Source organism: Metabacillus niabensis, from assembly GCF_902829255.1.
GTDB lineage: Bacteria > Bacillota > Bacilli > Bacillales > Bacillaceae > Metabacillus > Metabacillus niabensis.
In genome coordinates this window covers 1-3,351 of sequence record NZ_CADEPK010000412.1, presented here as the reverse complement: position 1 = coordinate 3,351, position 3,351 = coordinate 1, and the positions used below count along the sequence as shown (strand labels likewise).

4 protein-coding genes are annotated in these 3,351 nt (G+C 33.8%); 2 read left to right on the top strand and 2 right to left on the bottom strand.

What is annotated here, in order from left to right; genetic code table 11:
- Window positions 1–70 precede the first annotated feature (70 nt).
- Together HU235_RS22990 and HU235_RS22985 are read left to right on the top strand one after the other, a co-directional pair.
- Window positions 71–193: a biofilm-forming protein gene (locus HU235_RS22990; RefSeq protein WP_095300919.1), complete on the top strand. Its 123-nt coding sequence runs from the start codon at window positions 71–73 to the stop codon at window positions 191–193.
- A 107-nt stretch (window positions 194–300) separates the two neighbouring features.
- A complete protein-coding gene (locus tag HU235_RS22985) occupies window positions 301–777 on the top strand; it encodes a YndM family protein (protein WP_174881723.1) in 477 nt (158 codons plus the stop codon).
- Between the two features lie 178 nt (window positions 778–955).
- Here the strand turns inward: HU235_RS22985 and HU235_RS22980 are convergent, their stop codons facing one another.
- Both HU235_RS22980 and HU235_RS22975 read right to left on the bottom strand, forming a co-directional pair.
- On the bottom strand, window positions 956–1,885 hold the full coding sequence (locus HU235_RS22980) for a CobW family GTP-binding protein (RefSeq protein WP_174881722.1): 930 nt from the start codon (window positions 1,883–1,885) through the stop codon (window positions 956–958).
- A gap of 70 nt (window positions 1,886–1,955) precedes the next feature.
- A complete protein-coding gene (locus tag HU235_RS22975) occupies window positions 1,956–3,167 on the bottom strand; it encodes a GTP-binding protein (protein ID WP_174881721.1) in 1,212 nt (403 codons plus the stop codon).
- Window positions 3,168–3,351: the final 184 nt, after the last annotated feature.

The following is a 3,351-nucleotide window of genomic DNA, read 5'->3' as shown; positions in this document are numbered from 1 at the left end:
GTATTAATTTCATGAATTGTGAGATACTAACGAGCGATAATGAAACTGTTTTGAAAAGTAGGTGAAAAAGTTGGCGAAAAAAGGGATTCAAAATTCTAGTATTGAACAATTAAGAAATGATCATGAAACAGAATCGGCTTTCAGCAATGAGGGTCCTAACAAACAAAACAAAAGTTCAAAAAAAAATAAGTAAATATGGGGACCATTCTGTGGTCCTTTTTCGAATTTCCTAATGCAGAACTTGAGTATTAACTTAAATTCGTCAATTAAGATCATCATTTAAAAAGGAATGATAAGAAGATGGATCACATTAAGGCAGTTGTTATTAAATTTATTGGTACATTATTTTTGTTATTTATCGTTCTTGGCTTAGCCTTTAATTATTCATTTGTTCATATTTTTACCCTTTCTCTACTATTAGGAGTCATATCCTATATTTTAGGTGATTTATTACTCCTAGCTAGAACGAGTAACCTACTTGCAACATGTTCAGATTTTGCCTTGGCATTATTGCTTACGTGGTTTTACCTTGCAAATGTAACGAATGCTAATAATTTTCTCTTTCTAGTTTCTTTCATAACTGCAGCTGGCATAGCCTTATTTGAAGCTTTTTTTCATAGATATTTAATTACAAGGGTAATCAAGGATTCCTATCAGACAAAAAGAGTGAATCATTCTCTTCAATATCAAGCAGAGGCATCTGAGGAACTAACCTCGATTAAGAAAGCTGATAAAAATAAAGGATTTCCTAAATCAAGAGATGAAAATAACATATAAAAAACAAAAGGGTTATCTTAGTGGATAATTGCTTCCCCATTTAGATATCCCTTTTGTCCTCACATACTTGTTTTTTTATATGGTTATTATTTTTAAAATTTTTAAACCATAAATGCTTCTTGTAGCTTTTTTAATAGAATACCTCTCTATTCTTCACTTTATAATTTATTTCACATTTCTATTCACTAAGTGTTTCGAGTTCAGACAGCTCCATCATTAGCTGTTTTTTATCCAATCCACTTCCAATTAGGACTAAATTTTCCGGAAAATTAATTTTTTGTCCAAATAGATAAGGAGCACCATATGAATATTGGACTACATGAACAAGTGGATTCTCCTTAAAGCGAACAAACCCTTTAACTCGATAAATTGTAGATGGAAGACTGTTTAGCCACGTTTCGAACCGTTCCTTCGATAACATCTTATGAAATTGATAGGTCATTGCTTGAATATGTAAGTGATGATGAACATGTACGGTTTCGTTGTCTGAATTTCCCATATCCTCTCGACTAATTCTAAGTTTAGTCAGAGGTACATCTGCGAAAGTGGTAAAGAATTGTTGTGCTCTTGTGTTTATTTTTGTGATTTCTTCTTGGATATAAGCTCGTTCAACTGCTGATACACAGTCTGACTTGTTTAATAATATTATATCCCCATATTTAACTTGCTCTTCGATTAATTTTTGAAGTTGATTATTTAATTGGTTGCGATTAAGCCATCTTTTTGAGTCTACGACACTAATAATCGACTTCACATGAACATGAGGGGCAATAACAGGTGACATACATGCATCCAAAATTTCAATCGGATGAGCGACACCAGTTGCTTCAATATAGATGACGTCTGGTTGTTCCTGCTGATAAAGCATCAAAAGCTGAATCTCCACTTCATCCTTCAGCGTACAGCATATGCATCCATTTAAAAGCTCCCTAATAGATACATCCGTCCCTATAATCCCAGAATCTACGGATAACTCTCCTAATTCATTCATCAAAACCGCCACTTTACGGTTTTTTTCATTCTCCTCTATCAGTAAATTTTTCAATAAAGTTGATTTTCCACTGCCTAAAAATCCAGCTAGGATATATATTTCTACATTTGCTTGCATAAGAACCTTCCTTCTTATCAAATAAGTATGGTTATGCTGTTTGGTGAATGAAGTTTGCTCTAGCTAGCTTTTACAATGGCTCATTAGCTTTATTCGGAATATCCCAATGAAATGGATCTTTAAACAACTTCCAATCTAAATCAAATTCATCACCAGTTAGTAAACAAGCGTCTAATTGTTTAGATACCTCTTTTTCATTCATTTCTGTCCCAATAAAAACCAATTGAGTCATGCGATCACCAAATTCAGGATCCCATTCAGCTTTTATATGAGGATTTTCACTTAAAATATAATTTTGTTCAACAATTGACATGGTTGCCACCCAATAAGCAACCGGTTCTATTTGGATGGACGGTCCGGCTTGTGAGACTGAAAGAGCTAATTCATTTCTAGTTGCACACCAGGCAATTCCTTTTACCCTAACAATATTTTGAGAAAGTGAATGCATGAGCTGATAAAATCGTTCACTATGAAATGGTAGTCTTCTTTTATAAACAAAGGATGTAATGCCATACTCTTCCATTTCAGGCTTATGTTCCTTATGTCCCATTGTCAGCTCTTTTATCCACCCTGCAGATTCACTAGCTTTATCAAAATCAAAAAGATTTGTATTAAGAATCTCTTTTGGCTGAATCTTGCCTTTACTTGTTCGAATTATTCGTGCTTCTGGTTGAAGTTTACGTAACACCTTTTCTAAATGCCTCAATTTTTCTTCACTTACAAGATCACATTTATTAATAATGAGAACATCACAAAATTCAATTTGATCCAATAATAAATCTGCGATTTCACGGTTGTCTTCCTCACTTAGAGCTTCTTTCCGATCAAGAAGGCTATCTCCTGATCTAAAATCTTTCCAAAAGCGATTCGCATCAACAACAGTAACCATCGTATCAAGCTTACAAAAACGGGTAAGATCAATGCCCAACTCCTCATCAATATATGAAAAGGTTTGAGCAACAGGAACAGGCTCACTTATTCCTGTTGACTCGATGACAATGTAATCAATGTTCCCCTCTAACGCTAGCTTTTCAACCTCAATTAACAAGTCTTCTCTGAGAGTACAACAAATACAGCCATTTGACATTTCAACCAATTTTTCTTCTGTTCTTTTTAATCCTCCACCTTGCTTAATCGTTTCCGCGTCTATATTTACTTCACTCATGTCATTCACGATGACAGCTACCTTTATGCCCTCGCGATTTTGAAGAATGTGATTTAAAATCGTTGTCTTTCCTGCTCCTAGGTAACCACTTAAGACTGTAACAGGTATTTTTTTCATGATTTTTCCTCCCTTTTTTAAGTCAATTCAAAAAAAATTTCGAATATCATTGCAAAATCTTTAGAAGAACTTGTTCAGATTCAAAAAAATGGTAGATTATTTTTATTCATTATAAATCGTAATGATTACGTTTTGCAAGAGTAGATTGTTTTCCTCTCTTGCATTAACCTAGGAGGTATTTAGA

Excerpts from the sequence above, each read along its gene's own strand:
- HU235_RS22975 (WP_174881721.1), bottom strand. The coding sequence starts at position 3,167 with ATGAAAAAAATACCTGTTACAGTCTTAAGTGGTTACCTAGGAGCAGGA.
- HU235_RS22980 (WP_174881722.1), bottom strand. The coding sequence starts at position 1,885 with ATGCAAGCAAATGTAGAAATATATATCCTAGCTGGATTTTTAGGCAGT.
- HU235_RS22985 (WP_174881723.1), top strand. The coding sequence starts at position 301 with ATGGATCACATTAAGGCAGTTGTTATTAAATTTATTGGTACATTATTT.